General features: G+C 25.5%; 16 protein-coding genes. 12 read left to right on the top strand and 4 right to left on the bottom strand.

Translation table 11 applies throughout. The features are described from left to right. Positions 1-125: 125 nt before the first annotated feature. A complete protein-coding gene (locus E0D94_RS10330) occupies positions 126-2588 on the top strand; it encodes an ABC transporter permease (protein WP_165442941.1) in 2463 nt (820 codons plus the stop codon). Between the two features lie 71 nt (positions 2589-2659). Further along, on the top strand, positions 2660-3352 hold the full coding sequence (locus E0D94_RS10325; RefSeq protein ID WP_130807484.1) for an ABC transporter ATP-binding protein: 693 nt from the start codon (positions 2660-2662) through the stop codon (positions 3350-3352). Between the two features lie 106 nt (positions 3353-3458). Here E0D94_RS10325 and E0D94_RS10320 read toward each other — a convergent pair whose 3' ends face one another. The 4 genes from E0D94_RS10320 to E0D94_RS10305 all read right to left on the bottom strand — a co-directional run bounded on the left by E0D94_RS10320 (position 3459) and on the right by E0D94_RS10305 (position 11083). After that, on the bottom strand, positions 3459-4511 hold the full coding sequence (locus E0D94_RS10320) for a flavodoxin family protein (protein ID WP_130807483.1): 1053 nt from the start codon (positions 4509-4511) through the stop codon (positions 3459-3461). Beyond that, complete coding sequence (locus E0D94_RS10315) at positions 4508-5740, bottom strand: lactate/malate family dehydrogenase (RefSeq protein WP_130807482.1); 1233 nt, start codon at positions 5738-5740, stop codon at positions 4508-4510. Before E0D94_RS10315 ends, E0D94_RS10320 begins: the two co-directional genes overlap by 4 nt. Positions 5741-5750: 10 nt before the next feature. Then, positions 5751-10625 carry a nucleotidyl transferase family protein gene (locus tag E0D94_RS10310; protein ID WP_130807481.1) on the bottom strand — a complete coding sequence of 1625 codons (4875 nt, stop codon included), beginning with the start codon at positions 10623-10625 and terminating at the stop codon, positions 5751-5753. Between the two features lie 92 nt (positions 10626-10717). After that, the gene (locus E0D94_RS10305; RefSeq protein WP_130807480.1) at positions 10718-11083 is read right to left on the bottom strand and encodes a DUF2188 domain-containing protein; all 366 of its coding nucleotides are present in this window, start codon (positions 11081-11083) and stop codon (positions 10718-10720) included. 171 nt (positions 11084-11254) lie between these two features. Between E0D94_RS10305 and E0D94_RS10300 the strand changes: the two genes are divergently transcribed. The 10 genes from E0D94_RS10300 (at position 11255) to E0D94_RS10255 (ending at position 22054) form a co-directional block, all read left to right on the top strand. Then, entirely contained in the window at positions 11255-12109 is an 855-nt protein-coding gene (locus E0D94_RS10300) for a VOC family protein (RefSeq protein ID WP_130807479.1), read from the top strand. Between the two features lie 94 nt (positions 12110-12203). Continuing rightward, positions 12204-13043, top strand: coding sequence for a DUF2785 domain-containing protein (locus tag E0D94_RS10295; protein ID WP_165442940.1), 840 nt, complete (start codon positions 12204-12206; stop codon positions 13041-13043). 91 nt (positions 13044-13134) lie between these two features. Continuing rightward, positions 13135-13959: a PHP domain-containing protein gene (locus tag E0D94_RS10290; RefSeq protein WP_130807477.1), complete on the top strand. Its 825-nt coding sequence runs from the start codon at positions 13135-13137 to the stop codon at positions 13957-13959. A gap of 58 nt (positions 13960-14017) precedes the next feature. Then, positions 14018-14524 carry a hypothetical protein gene (locus E0D94_RS10285; RefSeq protein ID WP_130807476.1) on the top strand — a complete coding sequence of 169 codons (507 nt, stop codon included), beginning with the start codon at positions 14018-14020 and terminating at the stop codon, positions 14522-14524. A gap of 80 nt (positions 14525-14604) precedes the next feature. Further along, positions 14605-15207 carry a hypothetical protein gene (locus E0D94_RS10280; protein ID WP_130807475.1) on the top strand — a complete coding sequence of 201 codons (603 nt, stop codon included), beginning with the start codon at positions 14605-14607 and terminating at the stop codon, positions 15205-15207. 51 nt (positions 15208-15258) lie between these two features. Next, positions 15259-16134, top strand: coding sequence for a hypothetical protein (locus E0D94_RS10275; RefSeq protein ID WP_130807474.1), 876 nt, complete (start codon positions 15259-15261; stop codon positions 16132-16134). A gap of 397 nt (positions 16135-16531) precedes the next feature. Then, positions 16532-17590, top strand: a complete 1059-nt coding sequence (locus tag E0D94_RS10270) for a DUF5700 domain-containing putative Zn-dependent protease (protein WP_130807473.1) — start codon at positions 16532-16534, stop codon at positions 17588-17590. A gap of 264 nt (positions 17591-17854) precedes the next feature. Further along, the gene (locus E0D94_RS10265; RefSeq protein ID WP_130807472.1) at positions 17855-18928 is read left to right on the top strand and encodes a serine hydrolase domain-containing protein; all 1074 of its coding nucleotides are present in this window, start codon (positions 17855-17857) and stop codon (positions 18926-18928) included. 271 nt (positions 18929-19199) lie between these two features. Further along, positions 19200-19913, top strand: a complete 714-nt coding sequence (gene deoD / locus E0D94_RS10260; RefSeq protein WP_207289752.1) for a purine-nucleoside phosphorylase — start codon at positions 19200-19202, stop codon at positions 19911-19913. Between the two features lie 131 nt (positions 19914-20044). Continuing rightward, on the top strand, positions 20045-22054 hold the full coding sequence (locus E0D94_RS10255; RefSeq protein ID WP_130807471.1) for a methyl-accepting chemotaxis protein: 2010 nt from the start codon (positions 20045-20047) through the stop codon (positions 22052-22054). The last annotated feature ends 139 nt before the right edge of the window (positions 22055-22193 follow it).

Genomic DNA, 22193 nt, shown 5'->3' with positions numbered 1-22193 from the left:
ATCTAACTTAATAAATATAAAATGTTTAATAGGATAAAAAAATTTTTTCTAATTGTTTTTATTTTGCTATATTGTTAATATATTTTAAAAATATTATAATAAAGGGGAAAGATATGGGTATTTTTATGAAGTACATTATAAAAAATATTTGGGAAAATAAATTAAGAGGTTTCTTGATTTTATTTTCTCTTATGATTTCTACATTTATTGTATTTTTAAACCTTGTAGCTCGTGATGATATTATTCATAAGTATGAAAAGTTACATGAAGAATCATATCATGGTTACGATATGATCGTTAATCATGAAAATACGGAGGATCCTTTTTTTAATGAGAATGAATTTAAAACTAATAATATTGATGTTAGTAATAAATTATCAGCTATAACTACGTTTGGAGTAGTTGATAATAATGATTTATTGACTCTTCAATTATATGGCTGTAATAGAAAAAGTTATTTAGATGAGAGTTTATTTGTGATTTCAGAAGAGGATAATTTTGGTATTAGTAAAGATGATCAGATTTTAATTAGTCCTCAATTAGCTAAAAATTATGGATACGAATTAGGCGATAGAATTTTAATTCAAACTCAAATAGGAGTAAAGGAGTATGAAATAGGAGCTATTGCTAAAGATACAGGTTTATTTTTTGGTGTGGACAATGAAAATCTTGTAGTTATGACCAACTCTGAAGTAGAAAAAATAACAGAACAAGAAAATAAAAGTAACGTATTAATGATTAGTCTTACTGATAAATCTAACATAAAAAATAGTATTAAAGCACTTCAAGAAAATAATGATGATTTTATAATAGAATCTTTAGTTGATAAGGAGACAATGGACTCTAATATTGATATGATTAGTCAAGTATTGTTAATAATTTTGATATTAGCTTTATTGATGAATTATTATGTTATTTCTTCTAATGCTAAGGTTATTTTATTATCAAGAATTCCTGTAGTAGGGACTTTTAGAAGCTTAGGAGCAAGTAAAATTAAAGTTAATGTAATACTTGTTTTGGAGAATTTAGTATATGGTATGTTGGGAGGAACTTTAGGTGTTGTTTGTGGACTTTATTTTAGAGAAACAATATTAGGGACAATAGCTCAGAGTGTATCTAATGTTCCATTAGGAGAAACATCAGCACCAATTAATTATGCATACATAATATTTTCATTAATATTTGCTATAATAATTCAATTGATAAGTGTTATACATGTTATTTATCAGATTGGAAATTACTCTATAAAGAATTTAATATTTGAAGAATTAAGTTCTATTCAAAAAGTTTCTATTGTTCTTACTGTATTAGGTTTTGTATTCCAAGGGTTTTCTTATATATTGTATAAGATGAACAATTTATACAATATTATTTTTACCATATTAGCTTTAGTATTAGCTATGGTTGGAGGAATATTAATATTACCTTTTATAACTAAATATTTATCTTTGTTCATGACTAAGATAAATAAAATGATATTTGGAGAAGCTGCTTCTTTAGGAGCAAAAAATATTTCAACTAGTAAAATTATTAATTCTAATATTAAGCTTGTAGTCATTTCACTTTCAATGATTTTAATGATATTTATAACATCTTTATCTCTTGAAAATCTATTTATAAAAGCAAGAGATGTTTTTGAATTAGATATTCAGTTATATGGAATGGAAAAAAAGGAAGATGATTATTTAAAATTAAAGAAAGTCCAAGGAGTAAAAGACCTTCAGTTTCTTTATACTTATATGAATAATCCGACGATCAATGGAAAGGAAATGAATCTTATTTTATCTGGGCTTGAAGGTGAAAGACTTGGAGTTAAAAACAAAGATGGAAAAATAGAAAATCTTAAAAATGGTGAGGTTATGATAGATGAGTTTTATGCTATAAAGAATGGATTTGAAATAGGAGATAAATTAGAAATTAAATCAGATGATTTCAAAAGCAAAAAAATTAAAGTAAATATAGCGGGAACTATAGATTCATCTATATTTACTATATCTAGGAATACACTAGTATTTTCTGAGAATCAATTTAAAAAAGACATATTAGATATACCTAGCAATATATATGTAGGTACCGATAAGAATCTAAAACAGATGAAAAAAACTTTATATAAAGAATTATCTGGAGAAAATATTACTGCAGAAACATTTAATGAATTTATTGAAAATCAAGAACAACAAGTAAGTGGTTTATTATCAACTGTATGGGTATTTTTAATACTCTCTATTTTACTCTCAGCCATTGGATTAGTAAATAATCAAGTTATAGGATTTATACAGAGGAAGCGAGAATATGCCGTCTTATATTCCGTATCTATGAGTAAAGCCCAGTTAAATATAATGATATTTTTTGAAATAGTAACCTCTTTTTTAATTGGATGTATATTTAGTTTAGCATTAAGTATTTGGATGAGTAAATTATTAGGGGTATTATTGAGTTCTATAGGTATTTATTTGGAATTTAATTTTCAATGGGGAGATATTTTTATAGTTGTAGCATCGATTTTTGTAATTCTTATGTTAACAGCAATAATTCCAATATTTAAAATCTTAAAAATGAATGTAATTGAAGAAATAAAATATGAATAGTTTATATATTAAATTATTAATCTAAATTTAAAATTAAAAGTAATAACAATTAGAAATATTGGGGGGCAAAAATGAAAAAAGTTATTGAAGTAAAGAATATATGCAAAAATTTTGGGTCTGGAAATAATATTACAAAAGTTTTAAATGATATAACTTTTGACGTAGAGGACGGTCAATTTCTATCTATTATGGGACCTTCTGGGTGTGGTAAAAGTACATTGTTGTATTTAATGGGAGGTTTAGATGCTCCAACATCAGGTAAAATTTTAATAAAGGATAGAGACATTCAAAAATTAAAGGATAGAGAAATCAGTAGAATACAAAGATCTGATATTGGGTTTGTGTTTCAATTTTATAACTTAGTACATAATTTGTCCGTGGAAGAAAATATACTTTTACCTATATCAATGAGTGGTCAACGTGTAAAAAAATATCATAAAAAATTAGATGAGATTTTAGAGATAGTAGGTCTTAAGGATAAACGTAAATATATTCCAAGTCATTTATCAGGGGGACAACAGCAGCGTGTTGCTATAGCACGGGCAGTTATTACTAATCCTAGTATTATACTTGCCGATGAACCAATAGGTAATTTAGATAGTAAATCTGGTGAAAGAATTATGGAATTATTTAGATATATTAATAATGAATATGGTATTACAATTATTCAAGTTACTCATGATAAAAGCAAAAGTTTATATGGAAATAGATTAATAGAATTATATGATGGGATTATTGTAAAAGATAAAGTGGTGGCTAATTAAATGATGTGAGGATTATGGTAATTCAAGTTCATTGTCGAAGAAATTAGAAGTATAAAGTTTATTAAAGAAAAATTATTTTAAAAAATAGGTACTCCAAATGGAGTACCTATTTTTGTAAAAAATCAGTTATATTTTCACTAAATTCATATGCTTTTTTTTCAATATTTTCAACTTCTAAAATAGCATCTTTATCATTAGCAGTTTCCATAATAGCAAAATTAGGAGGAAGTTTAAAGGTTTTATTGATATTTAATGCACTTATAAGTTCCTTTGTTATAGCATCACTTCCAGAGTTACCAGATACTATAATAGAGAAAATGGATTTATCATAGAATTTTGTTTTTCTGAAAAGTGCTGTAAGTCTATTTATAACTGCTTTTAAATTAGCTGCTATAGAATCATTATAATTAGGACAAATCCAAACAATAGAATCAGCTTCTAAAATAGCAGGGTAAACTTCTTCTACCATTATACCTCCATAAAAACAACTTGTATTCTCTCCATAATGCTTACAAGTGGTATATGGACAACCTATGCAATCTCTGACTGTACCATTTGCAATATGAATTTCTTTTATATCCATATTATTTAAATTTTCTTTAACCATAGACCAAAGTCTTAATGTATTTGATGTTTCATAATTGCTAGAATGAAGTACTAATAGCTTTGGTTTTTCTAATTTTTTATGATTAAAATTTTCTAAATTATTACCAAGAGTATCACAAGAACAAAAAAGTGCCTCTTTTAAAGTCATATTTTTAGCATTGGCTAATGTTTTCATATTTAGCAGACTTTTTGTAGCTTCTACTAAAGGTCTGCCTGGAAAAGTGCAACCTAATATATTTGCATTAAATATAATATTTTGAGCCATTGTTTTAGTATATAAATCATTTTTACTGTTATATATTAAAACTGATCCTATAGAGTTTTTAAGAGAATCTTTTCCTAAAATGAATAATTGATTAAAAATCTTTTGTATGAATATATTTCCACCAAAATCATCTAATTCTACTGCAAATAGTATTTTTTTGTTCTTTAAATTAGGTATATTTTTATAGTCATCAATCAATATATAATCTTTATTATTTAAAGTATGCTTTACCATTTTTAATAAAAACTTTGAAGGATTTTTAGACATTATTAAATAAACTTTTTTCATATAATTTCTCCTAAAGTCTCATATGTTTCTTTTATTCGACTAAATAGATTGTCATGTAAATTCAATTGTTCCAATTCTATAGTATTATATTTAAGTTTATTTTTTGATCCCATAAAGACTCCACCAATAAAAGTAGCACTATAATGCCAATTTCCATTTATAGTATCCATAATAGAAAGTGCTCCTGATGATAAAGCTGGTGCTATAAAAGGTTTAAAACCAATATCTCTCATTTCTAAGTTTGCATTTTTAGCTTTATCAGTTAAATACAATGATAAGTCATCATTATAATTATTTATACTATCTGCTATTATTAGACCTTTTCCGTGAGGACCAAAAGCTCTACCTTCTTTTAGAAAATGATTTAATTTAGAATCTTTTTTTGAATAATATACTGCACGAGCATTCATTACTCCTAGTCCATATCCTCTAATTTGTTCAGGAGCTAATCCTAAGAAATCCATATTATTATTTTCATCTTTATTACTTTCTAAAAAAACTACTTTAGAAAGTAAATCTACTGGGTCAGATACTACTGCAAATATTCCTTTAAAATTTTCTTTTCTAGATTGGATAGCATATTCTTTTATAATCTTAGAATTACTTTCAAATTGAGCCATTCTTACATCTTTTATATTGCTACCTACTTTTGGAACTGATTTAGAAGCACAAAATACAAACATATCACAATCAAATATTTCATCTCTATTTATTATTTTCACTTCAGGAGAGTTGTAATTAAATGCAGAATATACTTGGTTCATCTCCATTTCCCATCTTTGTTGTTTTTCTAATGTTCTATCGTATATACCTATTTTTGAGATTTTATTTCCACCTAAAAGCTTTAATCCAGTAAGTAAAGTTGTACCTACATCTCCTAGAGCCAAAATATTTATATTCCAATTTTTTCTTGATTTTTGATGTAAAACATCTTTCCAATTTGGATAACTTATATTTAGAGCAATAACTTTTTTGGAATCTATTTTTTCCTTAATCCATTCATCTACGACTATATTATCTTTATTATTTAAAATATTTATATCTTCCTTTTCTAAAGATAATAGAGAAGGAGAAGAGACAATGTAGCTTCGCCTGCTTTTTAATGGGTCATTTTTAAATAAATAATAAATTTTATCAGAATCGATTAAATCTTCTTTTTTAGCTGTTTTAAAATTATATTTTTGAAATGAAAATCCATAAATATTTTTATCTATTTGGTATAAGTTCATAATACACCTCTTATCTTTTTATTATGTCTTCTAAGCGTTTAAGTTGTTCTAAATCATTTTTCAAATAATGAGAAGCCTTTAAATTTATATCGTATTCAATATCGCTACCTTTATCAGGATATCTTGATGATAAAAATACTTCAGATAATTGTTTTATAGTTAAATTTCTTCCATGTTTTTTTTGATATTCATTTTCTAATGTAGAAAGTAAATCTATAGCATTATATAGTGATACTTTTGATAATTCATAAAGAGTCTTATTTTCTGTTCCTTTTATAAAAATAGGAGAAGTATAAGGAAGTATAAAGTTTACAGAAGGTAATATATTTCTTAGTGGGTTATTTCCTCTCCATACTGTATCTCCACCAATAAAAGGATAGAAAGCACTTTCATTAAACCATACTCTTAGATTTGGTATGAAATATGCAGAATCAACTTTTCTATTCTGTATATCCATAAGCTCTTTTCCTCTTCCAGATAATATACCAACTATTATTTTTTCTACATTTATATCTTCTTTTTTAAGTAAAGGATCAATTGCTTTTATCCTATACCCTTTATTAAGTAAATCATCTACTAAAATTACAGGTCTATTAAATGAATTAATCATCTTTATTTGATTATCTAAACTCATATAATAGGGGAATGGTTCAATGTCAAAATCACTAATATCAGGAGAATACATTTTTTCTGTATGAAGTGATTTAGTCACAGTATTTGGAACAATATTGCCATTTAAAATGCTACCAAAAGGTACACACATTTTTTCTCCATTTTTTTTAGGAGTAGTTTGTTGTGTAGAAACATTATTTAGTTCACAAATCTTTTTAATCATTTTTTCATGTAGTATATTTCTATCAAAGGAAAGAATAAGTTGACCAGGGTATAGAGATGTAAGTACTCTCTGCATTCTTTTTCTTGTCCTTACAATTGCTCTTCTTATATTTTTATTATTTGAAAACTCAGGTTTAAGAATTGATTCTAAGTCTAAATTTAAAGTACAAGGATTTGTCATTTTAACAGCATATATTGGATTTTTTTCATTACTAAAATTTATTTTAGTAAATCCTTGTAGTATTAAAACTTCGTTTAATGTTTTTGTAGGATAGTCTTTTATAATATTTCTAAATACTCCATAAGTATAATCTTTAGATAAACAAAATGATAATGTTTCTGTAAGTAAAATTTGATCCAAATTATTAAATCTAGAATTATCATTAATATATATCCCATCGATAGATATTATTCGTCCTACAGAATTTTCTCTAATGTATTCAGATATGCGATTATTATTAAATTGTTCAAATAGATTACTAGATCTAATCCAATGAAATATTGAAAAACCTATAATAGTATCTTTTTTAATATCTCTCAATAATATAATTCTAGGATTTAATTTACTTTGTATTAATTTCAACATATCATAAGAGCTATCATATTTTTTAAGTATAGTAGAAGATAGATGTTGAATTAATGTATCGGTTATATTATCTATTATCTCTATACTAATTGATTGAGTTTGAAGTAAAATCTTATATTGAGGCTCTCTTTTATATACACCTGTTTTATAAATGAAATTTTGAGCTAATGGATCTATTAATTGAGATATATCTCTATTTTCATCTATATAGTCTCTTATTCTTGTTGAACTGATTTTTTGGTATTTTGAAGGTAATTTAAGTTGTATAATGTCACCTGTTATATTTTTTAATACTTGTTCAATATCATTAAGGTTATTTTCATTATAACCTCCACCTTTTCTATCAAATATTATGTGAGGAAAATTATGAATTGAATTTGCAGTTTTATTCTTTTTATAAGAAGAAGCATTTAATAATACATCGCTGCCAACTACAATATATATATCTTTATCTTTGAAATTCTCCTTAAGCTTTTTTAAATCGCTGTCATTTGCGATATTAACAGGTAAATCTTCTGGATATAAGTAAATATCTAATTGGTCAGCTATACTCATATTAATTATTTCTCTTCTTATTTCATGGGGTTGTGTTCTTTTAGACCATGAAAATTCATCCACTTGTAAATACACTTCAAAGCCTAAATCTCGTATTTCCTGGGTAATCATTTTATGACTCAATGAAAACGGGTCAAAGGTACCTGGAAAAAAAGCTACTTTTTTTGTATGTTTTATATCTATATTTCCATTTATAAAGATATAATCAGAAATAAATCTATATATGTTATTTAATGAAGCAGAATTATTTAGAAACCATAATTCACTTTCTTCTTTAGTAGGGAGCAAATTCAATATTTTTTTTGCTATATGCTTAAATATAATATTTTTTTCTTTTAAATCTAATATATTACTTCCAAAAATCTCAGAACCTATTATTCTAAAACTTTCTTGACTAACTTGAATATCATAATTAACTAGACCATTTAGTAATATACCTAATAGCTTTGTAAATCTTTTATTAGAAAATGATTCACTTTCTGAAAAAAGATCATTATAGTTTGAATAGTTTTGTATAGCTATACCAACAGTTTTTAATATTAAAAATTGAATTTGTCTGTTATTAGATTTTATTTTATCAATAAAGTCATCAATTAATTCATCTAATTCTGTTGGCTGAAGATATAGTATTAATTGACCCAAATAATTGGGAATATATTTTGTAAAATGATATCCTTGAATTTCAAGTGCTCTTAATAGTTCAACAGTAACATCATTTCTTTTATCTAATGAAAGAAATGGAAATATTTTAAGTAATGCATCACCGGCATGATTCCTCACATTTTCATTTGCACTTACTTTTATTAGGTTAGTGAAATGCATAGCAGTATGAATTATATTTTTATCATGATTATCAATAATATAATCTAAGAGTAATTCAATATTATTTTTCTTAATAGCCCAATGGGTAGCAGTTTTTAAATTCATTAAGAATATATCAGGTGTTTTAGAAAAATCTTTCTTATAATATGAATAAAATATATTAGTGATATTTTTATCCATTTTTATTTTCTTTGAAATTTTAAGTTTGATATAATTTTCTGAAGGTATATTTGAATAAACTAAATTATATCTTAGATAATTCTTCACATTATTGATGAAAACACTATCTTTATCAATTCTAAAAATTATATTATATACTTGTTGTAATGATGTAAGCTTAATTATTTCATTTTCACTTGATAATGTATCGATTATAAAAGATAGCATATCACCAATAATTTTTTCTTCATCAGAATTAAAAGGGATATGACTACTTGTTTGTAACAAGAAGAACTGTGTATCTACAGTTTTTAAATCACTTTTAGAATAATAATTTAATATTACATTTCTAAATTCTTTTCTTTGAGACTTATTACAATTAGACAAAATAGAGGATATTATTGTTTTAAGACTTAATCCCATCCATCTTTTATGTGTATCTAGTATCTTGTGATCTGGAGAAATTACTAAATTAATATATTTATCTAGTAAATCATAACTAGTATTTTTTTCATTTTCTACTTCCATATTTTCTGGAACTTCTTTTCTATATTCTTCGTCATAATGTGCAATTAAAATACCAATTAATTCAGCACTTTGTTTTCTTATATCTTCTTCTTTGTGCATTAAGAGGTCATATAGAAAATCAAGAGTAATTTCTTTTTGTCTTTGAGTAAAATATGTTGAGTATTCTTCAAATATATTTAAATATCCTCTTAATTTTTTCCAATCATTCTCACTACGAGCAATTTCTAATATTGAGCTTAAAGAAGATTCACTTTCTAATCTGTTCATAAGAAATATATTATGTTCTATAGCTCTATACTTTAAATGATTTACAATTTCTTCATTTTCCATCAGTAAAAAACGTTTACTAGGAGGAGATTCTGAGTTAATAACTTCAGGTTCTAGACTAACTCCTAAATTTAACATGTAATCTTCAAAATCTTTTAATTTTGCATAGACTTTTTTATATCTATTTTCTTTATGTACGTCAACATTATCTAACTTTTGAAGAATAATATCGAAAGAGTCTTTAAGGGAATATATATGCATTTTATTTTGTCCATTTATCTTTTTATTTTTCACTCTGAAGTCAGAATATATAAGAATTAGAGATTCTATAGGTAAATTTTCTAACTCTAGATCCCAAGTGGAATGGTTAGTAGCAATATGACCTATATAATCGATATTATTATTTTTGAACCATAATTCTGTATAATAATAATGTAAATATGGAACACGTTTCAGCTCTTTACCTTTACATCCAAATTTACCTATATCATGTCCTGCAGCAGCCCCTGAAATTACTCCTAAGTCTACTGGTAAATTTAGATGATATAATTGATAAGAAATATGCATAGCTACATAATGAACACCTGTAACGTGATTTAGAGTAGTGTGTCCTGTTATCTCTTGGTGTAATTTCATTAATTCATATACATAATTATTTTCAAATGATTTTTTAAACTGTTTATATTCGTTTAATATATTAAATTTTTTAATATTTGAATTAGAAATTAACTTAAGAGGATATCTTCCTTCTGGTAAATTTTCATTGTTTCTTTCGTAATCAGTAAATACTTTAAAGATAATTGTAAAAATTAGAGCAGGAGTATTATATTGTTTTTTCAATTCAACGGTTATTGCATGAGGAAAAGATTTATATAATATATAATTATATAAATAATTCAACCAAAAATTTTTATCTTTATTATCGTATTTTTTAAATATCTCAGATAATAATTCAAAAATATTATTAGCACTAAAATCTTTGCTTTTCATAATACTATCTAATTTTTTCAAGAATATATCGCTTTTAAAATATTCTTTTATTTCTTTATAATAATCATCTTTTTTTATATCTTCATTATTTAATATTTTATTAGATATTTTTTTGTATATATTTGACATATGATAGCTCTTCATTTTTTACCTCCTAGAAAGTAAATTCAATAGCATAACTTAAATTCATTATATAATAATTAGATCAAAAAAAGAAGTAGGATAAAAACCTACTTCTAATTTGTTAGGGCATCTTCTATAGTACCATCTTTTTTGTGTACTATAACACTCTTTGTTTCATTTTTTAACATTTCTCTTGCTTTATCCAGAGCTTGCTTTTTTGTATCAAATTTATAACTAGCGTTTTTGCTATTTTCTTTTTTGATTTCCCAATTATCTCCATTAGGAACTATATGATGGATTTTTGAACCAGAAACATGATTTTCAGCCCATTCTTTTGCCTTATTTATTGCAATAGGAATTGCTTTATCTTCTGAGTAATTTTCATCTAAAAGTTCATTTGCTATTTCTATGGCTTTATTTCTCACTTTGTCATCTAAATCTTTCATGGATTCAGGATAATCATTTTTATTCCATGTCATAATTATATACCTCCTTTAAACCTCTATATAAAATGAGTACCCGATTAAAAATTATATAAACTGTAATTTATTAAATAACTTTATTACTGAGCTTCATGTAATTATTTTAAAGTGAATTATAAGGGTATAATAAAATTATATAAATATTAAGTTTAATGAAAGGTGATGTAAATGAGAAAGTTTCATAACAAATCAAATATATATGTAACTCAAATAGAATTAAAGGTAGAGGATTTGAAGAGGTCCTTAGATTTTTATAAAAATATAATGGGATTTAAAGTTTTAGAGGAAAAAGAAAAAGAGTTAATATTAACTATTGATGGTTCAACACCTATAATAAATTTAAGACAACCTAAAGATGTTATAAAAAAGATACCAAAGAGAACAGGGTTATATCATTTTGCAATATTATTACCTAATAGATTACAATTAGGATCGTTTTTAAAAAATATCAAAGAAAAAAATTATCCTATTCTTGGAGGAGCAAATCATGAAGTTAGTGAGGCAATATATTTACAAGATCCAGATGATAATGGAATTGAAATATATTCGGACATTGATAGTAGTAAATGGATATGGGAAGATAAAAAAGTACAAATGTCTAACAGACTTTTAGATTATGAAGATTTATTATCACAATCAGAAAATAGTAGATGGATTGGGATGCCTGAAGATGCTATAATAGGACATATTCATCTTCATGTAGATAATTTAGAAAAAGCTAAGGATTTCTATGTTAATGGCTTAGGTTTTGATGTGGTTATGGAGATGGGAAAATCAGCATTATTTTTATCTTCTGGTGGTTACCATCATCATGTAGGTTTAAATATTTGGAATGGAACTGATGTAGGTCCTTTACCACAAAATTCAGTTGGTATGGAGTATTATACAATTAAACTTCCTAATAAAGATATGAGGAAAGAAACTATTAATAGATTGAAAAAACTTAATTATAAAATTATTGAAAAAGGTAAAAAAGTATATACAAAAGATACTTCAGGAAATTCAATAAAATTAGAAGTATAAAAATCAGAAATATTCCATTTGGAATATTTCTGATTTTTTTATAAGAAAAAAGGAGTTTGGTAATATATGTAGAATAAAAGAAAGAAGAAGTTAATTGAAAGGAGAAACAAAACACATGGAGTATTTAAAAGAAAAATTACAAATAATAGCAAAGAATGAATATGCTATACCTGATGAAATAAATTTAGAAAAACTAATTGAATTAATGCTAGAGAACATAGGAAGTTTAGATTCTGAACTAAGGGATAATCTAATATATTCTACATTAGCGAGGTGGATAGGAAATCAAAAGATTGAAAAAGAAATGTTAAAGAAAATCATAAATGTAGCTCTTGATAACAAGCATTTGTTTTATAAAATTGATTCAAAGGATGAGACAGCAGTATTTACAAGGTCTTTTTCCATATTGATAGTAGCACTAATTATCTATTCTCATCGTAAAGAAAAATTATTTAATAAACAAGAATCTAGATATATATATAGAAAAGTTACACAGTACTTTAAAGATGAAAATGATTTGCGTGGATACGTAGCAGGGTATGGATGGGCGCATTCCGTAGCTCATACAGCTGATGCACTTGATGAATTAGCAATGTGTGAAGAAATTGGAATTGATGAACTTAAGAATATGCTTGAAAATATTAAATATAAAGTAAGCATAGGAACTTATGTATATGTTCATGAAGAAGATGAGAGGTTAGTAACAGCTATAATGAGTATTATTTCAAGAAAGATTATTCTAGAAGATGAATTAACAAAATGGATAGAATCATTTTTAGAATTGGAAGAGCTTGATGATTCCATGAAAAACTATTGTAAAGATTTAAATATAAAGAATTTTATGCGTAGCTTATACTTTAGATTATTAAATACAGGTGAAAACAAAGAGCTAATAGATGTAATAATTCGAGTACTAAATAGAAATAAACTGTAATTAGAATATTCATAGATATTTTATGACTTCTAACTTACATGTCAAAGTATTGATTTAGAATTTTCAAACAAATAAAAATTGAGGTGACTAAGTGAAAAATATTGAATATAAAGTTGATATGCATATTCATACAAATGAATCAGACGGAACATGGGATATAGATGAATTATTGAAACATTTAATAGATAGAAATATTAAAGTTTTTTCTATTACTGATCATGACACTATTAATAATAGTATACGAATGATGGATATTATACCTAATGATATTTATTATACTGTTGGTGTAGAAATTTCAACTACGTATAAAGGGAAAGAGTATCATATAACTGCATATGATTTTGACTATAAAAACTTTAAATTAAATGAGTTATTAGAATTTAATCAGTTTCAGCGAAAAAAATATAATTATAAAATAGTTCAATATATAAAAACCATAAATAAAATAGAAAATATTGAAGATTATTATTCATATGAATATGATAATAAAAGAGGTGGATGGGATTCTTTAAATTATTTACTTGATAAGAGAATAATAAAAAATTTAGATGAATATTTTAAATTGGTAGAATTAAGTAAAGAAAAATTACTTTTTAAAAGTCCTAAGGAAGTAATAAAAACAATTAAAAATGCAGGAGGATATTCATTTTTAGCTCATCCAAGTGCATATGAAAATGGAGAGAAGTTATCTTTAAAGTTATTAGAAGAATGGAGAGATTACGGAATTGATGGAATTGAGTGTTTTTCTCCATATTTAAGAAATTTAGAAGATTCAGGTTCTTATTTAGATTTTTGTAGAGATAATAACATGTTAGTTTCAGCAGGGTCAGATTGTCATGGGGAATTCAATAACAGGACATTAGGCATACCATCAGTTAATTTTAATGAAGTGAGGTTGGACTTTATTACTATATAATTAATATAGATATATAAGATAATTTATCTTATAAAATATTAATTAATGGAGGTTTAGTATGAGAACTATTATATCTATGGCTTTTCTTACCATACTATACTTAGGATTAAGTTATTTATTAGGGGTAACTAAGGTAATGTTTATATTATCAGCTACTTTTTTTATTATGGCAACTTTGTTTTCTTATAATAAACAATATTATGATAAGTATTTCATGTTTATTAATCCTAAACAACATAAAATTATTTATGAAAAGCATGAAAGATTCAGAAAGAAACATAGATTAACAAGTATCATAAGTTTTTATATTTTATCGATTATAATGTTTATAAATGGAACAATCGGAATAGAGAGTAATTTACCTAACGAATATTTATTAACAATAAGAGATTTTATCATTGTAGCTGGAATCATGTTAATCATTGGGATTATAGTATATTTTACAGATAGTTATATTCTTAAAAAAAGTAAATATAATAAAGAATATATAATTTGGTCTATTTTACTTAGTTTAGTTATAGTAGGAATAGTGTTTGTCGCTATAGAATGGTTTGTTTTTATCTAGTAAATATAAAATTAATACATGAGGGATGTTAGCAATCTTTAGACAGTTACAAGAAAAGTTTATATTATGAGGGGGAAATCATGATTAAAAAAAATTTTACAATATTTGTAGTAACTATTACAATAGTGTTTTTTTCTGGTTGTTCAAACAACACAGGTATATCTAAATTACTCAGTAAGGAAGGTATTAAACCTTATGAATTGTCAGAAAGTGATACTTATCTTCTTCAGACATTAGAAATTCAAGATGATGTAAATATAATATCTTTTAAAGCTCCTAAAGATGCAAAAAGTCTTAAATTAAATGTTTATGTCTTAAATAGTAACAATAATTGGGATGTTATAGGAGGGGGCCAGGTATATGCTGAGCCGGATTCTAGATTAGAAGGGACATTTGCAATGATACTTAAAGATAACCATGCAATAAATTTTAATATTAATACAATGGGAAGAGCTTCATACCAAACTGATTCATTAAAAATGGAGAATGAAATTTCAGCATCTTCGAAAAGTTTTTTGAGGGATTTTCAAAGGATTGAAATTAATAAAGAAATACCTATTGCTATTATGATTTATGACAGTGGTACTATGATGAGAGCGTATTCTCTAGAAAATTTCTTTTCACCTTCAAGGTTTAAAGAAATGGACTTAGTTCAAGCAGTTACATTGACTTTTACTGATTAAAGCAATTAGAATATATTCATCATAAATGTAAGTCAAAGAAAGGAAAAATATATGAATATTATTGAAAATATATACAAAGAACTATTTAAACTTGGCTTATCTGAAACCAATCATATTGATTTACAAAAAATACGAGATAAAGATGGAATTTATCTATTTAGAGTTAATTATAAAAATAAATATTATATAATTAAGTATTTTTTCAAAAAAGAATATAAAAGAGAAATAAAAAATTACTCTATTCTTAAAGATCTAAATATATCAACGATTAAAGTGTTTGCCCATACAGATAGAAGTATTTTACTAGAAGACTTAGAAAGAAGTGAAAATTATAGATTAGGAGTAAAGTCTGATTTATCAGATATTGAAGTAGCAAGGTTATTAGCAGAATGGTATCTAGACTTACATAATAAAGGGCAAAAATATATAGTTGATAAGTGTGATAATTTCTATAGAGAAATTGATATTATTACAAAAGAAAATCTTGAACTTGTAAAATATAGATCTAATACTAGTGGTTACAAAGTATGGAGCATAATATTAGATAATTATGATTTAATTTTTAATAAAATTGAAGACCTTGAAAAAACTCTAACATATAATGATTTTTATTGTACTAATCTTGCAGTGAGTAATCATAGAAAAAAGGCAATAATGTTTGACTATAATTTATTAGGAATAGGTTATAGGTATAGTGACATTAGGAATGTATGCTCATCATTATCAGAAGAGGCTGGAAAAGCATTTATAAAAGAATATGGTAATATTAATGAAACTGAAAAAGTAATGGATGATGGTCTTTCAATTCTTATTACTTTAATATTTGCATATAAAAGATCTAAATTTCCTGAATGGGCTAAGAAATCTTTAAACGCAGTTTTTAACGGAGAATTAGAAAGAGCTTTTAAAAAGATAACAAAAGATTAGAATACATTTATTTTATTTTTCAATTTTATTATACGAGTAGTATGAAAATTATGAAAAATTATTTTGAAATGAATAAAAAGAATTGGAACGAATGAGTTGATAGTCATATTAAGTCACAATATTATGATGTTGAAGGGTTCATAAATGGTAATTCTACACTTAAAGAAATTTAACTCAATGAGATTGGTAATTTTAATAATGAACTGATCCTTGAAAGTTTTAACGAATATCCTTATTCAACAGATAAAAAATATCCATCTATGGTTGAAAGAGAAGATAAGCATTGGAAACTTACTGAATATAATATTCCTCTATGTTGTATTTAGTGAAATACATGAAAAAATAAAAATGGTTAAAAATAATATTTAATTTTTAAGAGTCAGAAAGGAGTATATTATTGAATATAAATATTAGAAATAAGACTGTATTTAAGATGCTTGAATTATGTAAAAGACATAAAGAAGGAAAATTATATAGAGAAGAATTGGAGGATTTATTAGAACATGATGATTATAAAGTTGAATTTGAAAGATACAATACTAAAGGACTTCCAATTACAAATATTACAAAAGAAGAGTTTGTAGATTATTTTATTAATTTACAACAACTTGACACTAAAGATATTCAAAATGAAAGACTTAGAATTCATCATATTCAGTATAAATGTTTTTTTAATAATTTAGATTTTTATGAAAAAGAAATAAAAAAATTATTATTAATTGATGAATCTATCGTTAAGGAAGGACTTAAATATACTATCAATGGATTACCTTCATATATAAACTTTGATAGCTTAGATGTTATATTTACTATAAGTATAGGCAATAGCTTTGGTTGGCCATATAAAAACTGTATTCATTTTGATGTTTTATCGTTTTTTAAAGTATGCAATATAAACGACTTAAATAGTTTTAAATCGTTTATTGGACATGAAGTACATCATATAGGTTATAATAAATTTTCACAAGAAATAAATATAAGTAAATTCAATCCTGAAGAGTATCTTTATTATTTTTTAGCATTTGAAGGACTTGCTGTTAAGTATTGTAATAATGGACAAGGAATTTTAACAAAGAAGATATATAATGATCTGGAACAAAATGTTGGGATGGATACTTTTACATGGAATTATCTGAGAGATGAGTTTTATGATATTTTTAATGAATTTAATTCTCAGATACAGTTAATTCGAATAGGTAAAATAAAAGATTTAGATGATCTTAAAGAAATAATATCTGAATATTGGTTAAATTCATGTACTAAACTACAGGAAAAAGAAGAGGTCCCTAAATTAAAACATTCTAAAAACTATTATTTTGGAAACGAAATTTGGGGTTTAATACATGACACATACGGAAAAGAAAAAGTATTTGAAATCCTTGAAAATCCTAAGGAATTTCCAAAGGAGTTTAATAAAGCTTTAAAAGAAATAGGTAGAACAGATTTAATTATATAGGTTATATTTTGTAAATATAAGATTTTGAAAATAGCTGATAATAAATTAGTTTTTCTTTTATTGAAAGTATAAGAGAATAGATTAGTTACAAAGAATAATAAACAACTAAGTTTTTAATTAAATATATAGTAGGTAGATATAATTTTAATACTGAAGATGAAGAAATTAATGACATCAAATTTATTAAGAAAGAAAAATTTGTAGAATATAATAAACTGTAGTGATGTTATACTAAATTTTAAGAATAAAAAGGAGTAAGCAAATATGTTTAAAGAAGAACTTGTTAGATTACTTAATGAAAAAAGTAATAATAATGAATTTAGTGGAGTTGTTTTAATAAAAAAATCAGATAAAGAAATATATTCTGGATCATATGGATATGCAAATAGAAGCTGGTGTATTAAAAATTCAATAGAAACAAAGTTTAGAATAGGTTCTATATCAAAGATGTTTACAGCAGTAGCAATTATACAACTAATAGAAAATGAAAAAATTAATTTTGATACAAGTGTTGTTAAATATTTGGAACTAGATAATACAAAAATACCTGAAGAAGTAACTATACATAATTTATTAACACATACATCGGGTATAGCTGACTACTTCGATGAAAATGGAAGTGATTATGAATGGGAGGAACTTTGGTCTAAAAAACCTATTTATAGTTTTAAAAAGTTATGTGATTATCTTCAATTATTTGCTTATGATGAACCTATATATAACGTTGGAGAAAAGTTTCAATATAATGGGGCTGGATATATTTTGTTAGGGCTTATTATAGAAAAAGTATCAGGAGTATCGTATTTTGATTATGTAAGAAAGAATATATTTTCTAAATTAAATATGAATAATACAGATTTTATAAGCTTAGATGAAGTATATAATAATGTGGCAGAAGGTTATGAGCCTATAGAAAGTGAAGAAGATAATATGGTTCTTTGGAAGAAAAACATTTACACAGCTACTCCTGTTCCAGCTTCTGATGGTGGTGCAACATCAACTGCATATGACCTTATAAGTTTTGTACAATCCTTAAGAGCTACAAAAATACTAGGAGAAGATATGGCTAATAAAATTCTTATGCCATATGTATTAGATGAAGGATCAAATGGATTTAGAGATTATGTATGGAAATATGGATATGGGAATTGGTTTATTTTGGATAAAGACAACAATGTAATTCGTTGTGGACATACTGGAGAAGAGTATGGAGTTAGTTGTAGATTATATTATTATCCATCCTTTAATATTGATGTTGTTATACTAGGAAATCAAGGGTGGTGTTCAGGGGATTTGGGATGGGAGATTCATGACATGATTATAAAAAGCAAACTATAAATCAATTATCATCTCATGTTAATAACATTAGTATTATATTGCAAAGATATAAGCTGTATGTTAAAATTTAAATAATCATTGTAAAAATGGATGAAATTATTACAAAAATAGTAAATTTTAAATTATTAAATAGATAAATCTTGAAAATATAAACAAAGTTAGATACAATTCTAGTTATAAGAAGAATTTAAGTACTATTACTAAATCTTCTAACCCTAGAGTTAATTTTAATGGTAGGGGTTATATATTAAATTATAAAGGAGAAAATATTATGATACCAACACCACATATTGAAGCAAAAAATAAGAATGAAATTGCAAAGACTGTTTTAATGCCAGGGGATCCCTTGCGAGCAAAATTTATAGCAGATACATTTTTAGAAGATGTAAAACAGTTTAATGGAGTTCGAAATGTTTTAGGATATACTGGTACTTACAAAGGAAGAAGAATTTCTGTTATGGCAAGTGGCATGGGAATGCCTAGTATAGGAATTTATTCTTATGAGCTTTACAGATTTTATGATGTAGAAAATATTATTAGAATTGGATCTTGTGGAGCTTATACTCCAGATGCAAAACTATATGATGTAATATTAGCTAAGGATGCTTGGAGTGAATCTAGTTATGCAAAAGTACAAGGTGGTTATGAAAGTGATGTCATTGAAGGTACTCCAGAATTAAACCAGCGTCTTGAAAAGTACGCAAAGGAGTTAGAAATTCCAGTGAGTATAGAAAGAATCCATTCTTCTGATGTATTTTACAGACAAAATTTTGAAGAATATAAAGAGATTTATAATAAGTATGGCTGTGTAGCTGTAGAGATGGAAGCTTTTGCTCTTTTCCATAATGCAAAAGTACTTGGAAAAAAAGCAGCATGTTTACTTACTGTATCTGACAATTTAGTAACTAAAGAAGAAACAACTTCTGAAGAAAGGCAAAATGCATTCACTAATATGATGAAAATTGCTTTAGAAATGGCAGAATAGAAAAAACATGGGAGAAGAAGTTACTTGATTAACTTCTTCTCCTTTTAAATTTATTTAAGGGGGTGATGAAAAAGATAATAAGATGCTTATATAAAATAAATTAATATGTATATGGGGGAGTGTATCAAAAGATGAAGAAATTAAATTTAAAACTAAAGAGCAGATTAGTAATTATGTTAGTATTAGTAGCTCTTATACCTACTTTAGTTTTAACGGGGATTAATTACTATGAGCAAAGAAATATGATTAATGGAAACATTACAGAAAACAGTAAAAATGTGAATGAAAATCTAAAAGAAAGAATAGATTATTTTTTAAACGAAAATACAAAACTTTTAGAATACTTAGCTAGTGATGAACGCGTTCATGAAATGAATCCTTTAGAACTTAAGAAAATTTTTGGCGAATTTCAGAAGAATTATCCATCTTATGAATTTATATATGTAACAGATGCAGATGGTATGTTAAAAGCAAGTACTAGTGATGTATCTGTAGAAGATTATAGTGAGTATGACTATAGCGACGGAGAATGGTACATAGATGCAAAAAATGGAGAAAATCATATTTCAGAATCTACATACATATCTAGTTTAACTAATAATCCTTGCATAACGGTTGCAGTACCTATTATAAGAAATGGTGAAACTATAGGTGTACTTGGAGGAGATATCAATCTAAATGGATTACAAGAAATTGTATCAAGTATTAAAATTGGAAATGAAGGATATGGATATCTAGTGGATGCATCAGGAACATATATTGCACATCCTGATTTTGAAGAAAAAGTTTTAAATGGGGAAAGTGGAGCAGAAAATCCAGCAGTTAAGGATGCATTAAAGGGCATTAACGATACAAAAGTATACACTAATGAAAGTAATGTGGATATGTTTAGTTCAACAAATTTTATAGAAAAAACTTCATGGGGAGTTGTTACAGAACAACCACATCAACAAGCTTTTTCCGAACTGAATAGTTTATTATTAAATAGTCTTATATTAATTTCAATAGTAACTGGTATTGTTATTTTAATTGCACTATTAGTAGCAAAAAATATTGCAAATCCAATTACAAAGTTATCAGAAATGATTGAAAGATTATCTAAATATGATTTAACATTTATTAAAGATAGCAAAACTGAGAAATATTTAAATAGAAAAGATGAGATAGGTACAATATCTAAAGCTCTTGGAACAATGCAGAGAAATTTTATTACTTTAATTAGAAATATATCTGATATGTCTCAGCAAGTTGCATCATCATCTGAAGAATTAACAGCAACAAGTCAGCAATCATCAGTAGCAGCTGAAGAAGTGGCGAAAACTATAGAAGAAATAGCTAATGGAGCTAATGAACAAGCAAAAAATACAGATAATGGAGCAGGAAATATTAATAAATTAGGACACTTGATAGAACAGAATCAGGTATATATAAGTGATTTAAATGATTCTACTAAGGAAGTACATACATTAAAAAATGAAGGAATTGAAAGTCTAAAGGACCTTACGAAGAAGACAGAACAAAGTAATTTATTATCTAAAGAAGTAAATCAAGTTATTGTAAAAACTAATGAAAGTGCAAGTAAAATAGAAAATGCTAGCCAAATGATTAAAAATATAGCTAACCAGACTAATCTTTTAGCCCTTAATGCAGCAATAGAAGCAGCTAGAGCGGGAGAAGCAGGGAGAGGTTTTGCAGTGGTAGCAGATGAAATAAGAAAGTTAGCAGAGGAATCAACTGTATTTACAGAAGAAATCACTAGTATCATTGAGGAATTAATTGGAAAAACATCAGATGCAGTCGGTAAAATGAAGGAATCTGGAGAAATAATGAATGCTCAATCAGAAAGTGTAAAAATTACTAATTTAAAATTTGAAGGAATTAATGAGGCAATTGAAAGAATGGAATATGTAATAAAAAATATTAATTATTCAGGAAGAGAAATGGAAGAAAAGAAAGTAGAGATTATAGGAATGATAGAGAATTTATCAGCTATATCACAGGAAAATGCAGCAGGTACTGAAGAGGCTTCTGCATCAATAGAAGAGCAAACAGCATCTATAGAGGAAATAGCAACAGCTAGTCAGTCTTTAGCAAAATTAGCAACAGAAATGCAAGAAAATATTTTAAAGTTTAAAATATAGAATAAATAAAATTTTAAAGAGGATATCCTAGTATTAGGGTATCCTCTTTAAAATATCTAAAAGAAGGAATTTAGATAAATTTGTAGAAATATAATATAGAGTATTTTTCTGAAAATAATGAAATATAGAAAATAAATTT

Origin of the sequence: Senegalia massiliensis (assembly GCF_900626135.1) — a bacterium.
Classification (GTDB): domain Bacteria; phylum Bacillota; class Clostridia; order Tissierellales; family SIT17; genus Anaeromonas; species Anaeromonas massiliensis.
Note: the sequence above shows the minus strand (reverse complement) of the source record. Positions and strands in the feature narration are given on the sequence as shown.